Source organism: Pseudomonas sp. R62, from assembly GCF_000257605.1.
GTDB classification, from domain to species: Bacteria; Pseudomonadota; Gammaproteobacteria; order Pseudomonadales; family Pseudomonadaceae; genus Aquipseudomonas; species Aquipseudomonas atacamensis.
Genome location: NZ_JH635998.1, coordinates 102,089 through 108,067, shown reverse-complemented (window position 1 = coordinate 108,067; position 5,979 = coordinate 102,089). Strand labels below are relative to the sequence as shown.

Sequence of the window (5,979 nt, the reverse complement as noted above, 5' to 3'; positions counted from 1 at the left end):
GACGTGCGTGCCGCGCTGGACGCCGGGTTCGCCGCCGCCACGATTCTCTCCGGTGGCGCCAGCCGCGCGGCCAGCGATGAATTGCGTATCGCCTTCGACGGTGATGCGGTGATCTTCTCGGACGAGTCCGAGCGCGTCTATCAGTCCGGCGGCCTGGAAGCGTTTCAGGCCAAGGAACGCGAATCGGCACGCGAGCCTTTGCGCGGTGGGCCGTTCAAGGGCTTTCTGGCAGCGCTCAATCTGTTGCAGCGCGAGTTTCCCGATGACGATTGCCCGATCCGCACGGCGCTGGTCACCGCGCGTTCGGCGCCGGCCCATGAGCGGGTGATTCGCACCTTGCGGGAATGGGATATCCGCCTCGATGAGTCGCTGTTTCTCGGTGGCCTGACCAAATCGGCGTTCCTCGAAGCCTTCGCCGCTGACGTGTTCTTCGATGACCAGACCGGTCATTGCGAGCTGGCTCGCGAAGTGGTCGCCACCGGCCATGTGCCCCATGGCATCAGCAACGAACCGCCGATCTAGAGCCTTTTCATTCAGGACGTTGCGTCGCACGTCGTACTCGCCAAGGCACTGCTAAGCTGAATCAATCTCCGCCATCGTTGGCTCGCGAGGAGGTCCCATGATTCGCTCAATGCTGTATGCCACCGACCTCGGTCTGTACGCACCGTTCGTGATGCAGCATGCCCTGGCCTTGGCGCGCACCTTCAATGCCGATCTGTATGTAGTACACGCGGTGGAACCCATGGGCCTGTTTGCCGAGTCGGTGCTGCAAAGCTATCTCGACGAACAGGCATTGAACGAATTCCATAGTCAGGGTCTGAAAACAGTCATCGCCAATATCGAACAACGGGTGCTCGACAGCTTTCGTGAAGAACTGGGGGACGACGGCGAACAGGATCTGCAGCGCATTCGCGCGGTGCGCGTGCTGCAGGGCGACCCGTCGCAGGTGATTCTCGATCAGGTGCACAAGCTCTCGGTCGATCTGCTGATCGTCGGCAGTCACAGCCATGGCGTCGGCGCGGAAACGCCGTTGGGGCGCACGGCGGCGCGGGTCCTGCAGTTGGCCAAGGTGCCGGTCTATCTGGTGCCGCTGATGGAACGCCGGCGGCGTGAGGATCGTTGAAGCAGGAATAATGGCGTTTTGATAAAAAAGTTCTAGATTTATTCTTCGAACCATTAATATAGTTATATACCGTCGCTGATGCCCGTGGCGTCTACCTGCTTTGAGGGATTGATATGAAGCTTCAACAACTGCGCTACATCTGGGAAGTGGCGCACCACGACCTCAACGTTTCCGCTACCGCTCAAAGCCTGTACACCTCGCAACCGGGCATCAGTAAGCAGATCCGCCTGCTGGAAGACGAGCTGGGCGTCGAAGTCTTCGCCCGCAGCGGCAAGCACCTGACCCGCGTCACCCCGGCCGGCGAGCGCATCATCACCACCGCTGGCGAGATCCTGCGCAAAGTCGAAAGCATCAAGCAGATTGCCCAGGAATTCTCCAACGAGAAAAAGGGCACCCTGTCGATCGCCACCACCCACACCCAGGCGCGTTATGCGCTGCCGCCGGTGATCAGCAATTTCATCAAGCAATACCCGGACGTGGCCCTGCACATGCATCAGGGCTCGCCGATGCAGATCGCCGAAATGGCCGCTGACGGCACCGTCGATTTCGCCATTGCCACTGAAGCGCTGGAGCTGTTCGGTGATCTGGTGATGATGCCGTGCTATCGCTGGAACCGCTGCGTGGTCGTACCCCATGGCCACCCGCTGACCAAGCTGCCGAAGCTGACCCTAGAAGCGCTTGCGGAATACCCGATCGTCACTTACGTGTTCGGTTTCACCGGCCGTTCAAAGCTCGACGAAGCCTTCAGCCATCGTGGCCTGACGCCGAAAGTGGTGTTCACCGCTGCTGACGCCGACGTGATCAAAACCTACGTGCGCCTGGGCCTGGGCGTGGGCATCGTGGCTAAAATGGCGGTCGACACCAAACTCGATAACGATCTGGTGGTGCTGGATGCCAGCGAGCTGTTCGAGTCGAGCATCACCAAGATCGGTTTCCGTCGCGGCACCTTCCTGCGTGGCTTCATGTGCGACTTCATCGAGAAATTCGCCCCGCACCTGACCCGCGAAGTCATGGCAAAGGCCATTCAGTGCCACAACAAGCAAGAGCTCGAAGAGCTGTTCGACGGCGTCGAACTGCCCGTTCACTAAGCACCCGCTTCAGAGCACCTCGGTGACAGCAAACTGTTGCCGGGTGCCCGCCACCAGAATCTCCACCTCATCGCCCGCGAACTTGCCCAGCAGACTTTTGCCCAGCGGCGAGCGTGGGGTGATGACGGTGATCGGCTGACCGACCACGTCGACTTTCAGCCCCGCCGCATCCGGCGCCAGAAACAGCCATTGCTCGCGACCCTTTTCGTCCTCCAGACCGAGCAGGGCGCCGACTTCGATGCCGCGGTTTTCATCGTAGGCGCGTAACGTCATGTTCTGGCACAGCGCCAGTGACTGACGAATCTCCTCGACCCGTTTCGCCTGACCCGCCGCCAGATACGACGCTTCCAGCCCCAGCGTGTCGTACTTGTTTTCGGCAATGTTTTCTTCGTGGGTCGCGGTTTCGTAAGCGGTTTGCGCGGCGCGTTCGGCGATGTCGAGGTCGATGCGCAGCTTGTCGAGAATCAATTGGTGGACGCTGTGTTTGTTCATGATCAATCGCAGAATTGCAAAACGTTGGCGCGGCTCTTTTCGGTCGGCGCGGTCTGGTCCTGCTGCAGCCAGAACTGGCATTTCGGATTGGACGCGTTACGCGAATTGGCGCGCGCCTGATCCAGTCGGGCCTGCTGTTCATTCTTGCGCAGGTTTTCTTCGTACTGTTGGAACAGCGGACTTTGCGGCGGAATGTCCGGCTGAACCTGCACGGGCGCCACAGCCGGCGGACTGACGCGCTGCTGCACCGCTTGCGCGACAGGGGCCAGTTGCTCGGGAAAGATAAAGCGCGAAAGCAGCCAGCAGGTCAGCGCAATCGCCAGGAACCCCAGCCACAGGCCCAGCGCAATGCTGCCGGTCAGATGCAGCGCGCTAAGCTGAACAGGCAAGGGACGACGGGGATTGGGACGGTAGGGCATGGCGGCCTCCTGGCGGATGGTTGCGGGCAAGCGGCGATTGTCGCACGAAGATTAATCGCCGTCGGCTCTTCTGCGCGAGCGCATTTATGCGGACAATCGAGGTTTTTTGCCAACGGGAGAACGGCATGCCTGAAGCGAAAGCCCGCTGGGACATTTTCTGCACCGTGGTCGATAACTTCGGTGACATCGGCGTGACCTGGCGCCTGGCCCGGCAACTGGTGGCCGAGCATGCCTTGCCGGTGCGCCTGTGGGTGGATGATCTGCGCGCGTTCGAGCGCCTCTGTCCTGAGATCAATGTCGATGTTGTGCAGCAATGGCAGCAGGGCGTCGAGGTGCGTCAGTGGCCGAGCGAATGGCTGCACGCCGAGGCGGCCGACGTAGTCATCGCCGCCTTCGCCTGTCAGTTGCCCGCCGACTACATGGACAGCATGGCCGCACGGGAAACGCCACCGCTGTGGCTCAACCTCGATTATCTCAGCGCCGAAGACTGGGTTACCGGCTGCCACGGCTTGCCGTCGGTAAAATACAAAACGGTGCAGAAGTTCTTCTTCTTTCCGGGCTTCAAGCCGGGCACCGGTGGCCTGCTGCGCGAACGCGGACTGCTCGAACAGCGTCGCCAGTTTCAGCAGGATCGGCCGGCTCAGCGACATTTCCTGCAAGGCCTGGGCATTGATCCTGCGCCCGATGCGCAACTGATCTCGCTGTTTGCTTATGAAAATGCCGGGTTGGCCAGTTGGCTGGATGTGCTGGCGGCCGATGCACAGGCGACTCACCTGCTGGTGCCGGAAGGACGGATTCTCGGCGATGTGGCGCGCTGGCTGGAGGTGGAAACCCTGACGGTCGGCGCGATTCACGTGCGCGATTCGCTCACGGTGCAGGTGCTGCCGTTCGTCCGTCAGGATCAGTACGACCATCTGCTGTGGTGCTGCGATTTCAACGCGGTGCGCGGTGAAGATTCATTCGTTCGCGCGCAATGGGCGGGGCGGCCGATGCTCTGGCACATCTATCAGCAGGACGATGACATCCATCTGGACAAGCTCGATGCTTTTCTCGCGCTCTACACTCACGGCCTTTCACCCGCTGCGGCGCAGGCGATGAACGGTCTGTGGCGAGCGTGGAGTGCCGGGCAACCGATCGGCGAGCACTGGCTGGCGGTGCGAAATCATTGGCCGGAACTCGAGGAGAACGCCGAAGCATGGTGTCTGGAACAGGCCTTGCAGGCGGATCTTGCCACGGCGCTGGTACAGTTTTATGTAAATTGGATATGATACGCGGCCTAGATTTTTGTAAATCCCATCCAAATTCGGATATTCGCAATGAAAACTGGTAAAGAACTCAAACCCGGTACCGTGATCCGTATCGACAACGATCCTTGGCTGGTTCAGAAAGCTGAATTCACCAAGTCGGGCCGTAACAGCGCGATCATGAAGACCAAGCTGAAGAACCTGCTGACCGGTTACAAGACCGAAACCGTTTACGGTGCGGACGACAAACTGGACGACGTGATCCTGGATCGTAAAGAAGCCACCCTGTCGTTCATCAGCGGTGACACCTACACGTTCATGGACACCACTGACTACACCATGTACGAGCTGAACGCCGAAGACATCGAAAGCGTTCTGCCTTTCGTTGAAGAAGGCATGACCGACGTTTGCGAAGCCGTGTTCTTCGAAGAGCGTCTGGTTTCCGTAGAACTGCCGACCACCATCGTGCGTCAGGTTGACTACACCGAAGGCTCCGCTCGCGGTGACACTTCCGGCAAGGTGATGAAGCCTGCCAAACTGAAGAACGGTACCGAGCTGTCGGTTGCCGACTTCATCGAAATCGGCGACATGATCGAGATCGATACCCGCGAAGGCGGTTCCTACAAAGGTCGTGCGAAGTAAGCACTGCTTTTTGCGGAAAGAAAAAACCCGACCATTGAGTCGGGTTTTTTTGTGCCTGTTAGAAACGCTCGGAACCCTGTGGGAGCGAGCTTGCTCGCGAAAGCAGTGTGTCATTCAACGGCATGTTGTCTGACAGGACGCTTTCGCGAGCAGGCTCGCTCCCACAATGGGACGGTGGTTACTTCAAGTGTTGCTTCAGTTCTTCAGACGCCTGCAACATCGCCGAACGCACCGCCGGTACCTGGCTGACCACGTTGAGCAAACCGTAATCGTGAATCATGCCGTTGTAGCGCACCGACGTTACCGGAACCCCGGCCTCGTCGAGTTTGCGTGCATAGGCTTCGCCTTCATCGCGCAGCACGTCGGCGCTGGCCGTCTGCACCAGTGCAGGCGGCAGACCTTTGAGTTGCGCGGTGGTGGCGCGCAGCGGTGAAGCGTAGATCTCGTTACGCTGCTTGGCGTCGGTGGTGTAGTTGTCCCAGAACCACTTCATCATGTTGCGGGTGAGGAAGTGCCCTTCGGCGTACTGGTTGTACGAACCGGTGTCGAAGTTGGCATCGGTCACCGGCCACAGCAGCACCTGGAATTTGATCGCCGGGGTGCCCTTGTCCTTGGCCATCAGCGCAACCACTGCGGCCATGTTGCCGCCGACGCTGTTGCCGGCCACGGCCAGGCGCTTGCCGTCGACATTGATCTCTTTACCGTGTTCCGCCACCCATTTGGTCGCAGCGTAGGCCTGGTTGATCGCCACCGGGTAATGCGCTTCCGGCGAAGGGGTGTAATTGACGAACACCGCCGCCGCCCCCGAACCGACCACGAGATCGCGCACCAGACGTTCGTGAGTCGGGAAGTCCCCCAGCACCCAGCCGCCGCCGTGGAAGAACATGAACACCGGCAGCTCACCCTTGACCCCGGCCGGCCGGACGATGGTCAGGCTCAGCGGTTGACCATCGACCTGGATGGTCTTCTCG

Annotated in this window: 8 protein-coding genes; 5 read left to right on the top strand and 3 right to left on the bottom strand. The window is 60.0% G+C overall.

Annotated elements, in window-relative coordinates:
* The 3 genes from OQK_RS01980 to cysB all read left to right on the top strand — a co-directional run.
* Positions 1-522, top strand: a 522-nt coding sequence (locus tag OQK_RS01980; RefSeq protein ID WP_038860424.1) for a 5'-nucleotidase, incomplete at its 5' end; no start/stop codon positions are given.
* Between the two features lie 97 nt (positions 523-619).
* Positions 620-1,123: a universal stress protein gene (locus OQK_RS01975; protein WP_016770874.1), complete on the top strand. Its 504-nt coding sequence runs from the start codon at positions 620-622 to the stop codon at positions 1,121-1,123.
* Between the two features lie 113 nt (positions 1,124-1,236).
* Positions 1,237-2,211, top strand: coding sequence for an HTH-type transcriptional regulator CysB (gene cysB, locus OQK_RS01970; RefSeq protein ID WP_016770873.1), 975 nt, complete (start codon positions 1,237-1,239; stop codon positions 2,209-2,211).
* 9 nt (positions 2,212-2,220) lie between these two features.
* On the opposite strand, the gene OQK_RS01965 is transcribed toward cysB, so the two are convergent.
* Both OQK_RS01965 and OQK_RS01960 read right to left on the bottom strand, forming a co-directional pair.
* Entirely contained in the window at positions 2,221-2,703 is a 483-nt protein-coding gene (locus OQK_RS01965) for a GreA/GreB family elongation factor (protein WP_016770872.1), read from the bottom strand.
* Positions 2,704-2,705: 2 nt separating this feature from the next.
* Complete coding sequence (locus OQK_RS01960) at positions 2,706-3,122, bottom strand: hypothetical protein (protein ID WP_016770871.1); 417 nt, start codon at positions 3,120-3,122, stop codon at positions 2,706-2,708.
* 125 nt (positions 3,123-3,247) lie between these two features.
* Here OQK_RS01960 and earP point away from each other — a divergent pair, with 125 nt between their 5' ends.
* Positions 3,248-4,390: an elongation factor P maturation arginine rhamnosyltransferase EarP gene (earP, locus tag OQK_RS01955; RefSeq protein ID WP_016770870.1), complete on the top strand. Its 1,143-nt coding sequence runs from the start codon at positions 3,248-3,250 to the stop codon at positions 4,388-4,390.
* 48 nt (positions 4,391-4,438) lie between these two features.
* The gene (locus OQK_RS01950; protein ID WP_003226785.1) at positions 4,439-5,008 is read left to right on the top strand and encodes an elongation factor P; all 570 of its coding nucleotides are present in this window, start codon (positions 4,439-4,441) and stop codon (positions 5,006-5,008) included.
* A 178-nt stretch (positions 5,009-5,186) separates the two neighbouring features.
* On the opposite strand, the gene OQK_RS01945 is transcribed toward OQK_RS01950, so the two are convergent.
* Positions 5,187-5,979, bottom strand: a 793-nt coding sequence (locus OQK_RS01945; RefSeq protein WP_016770869.1) for an alpha/beta hydrolase, incomplete at its 5' end; no start/stop codon positions are given.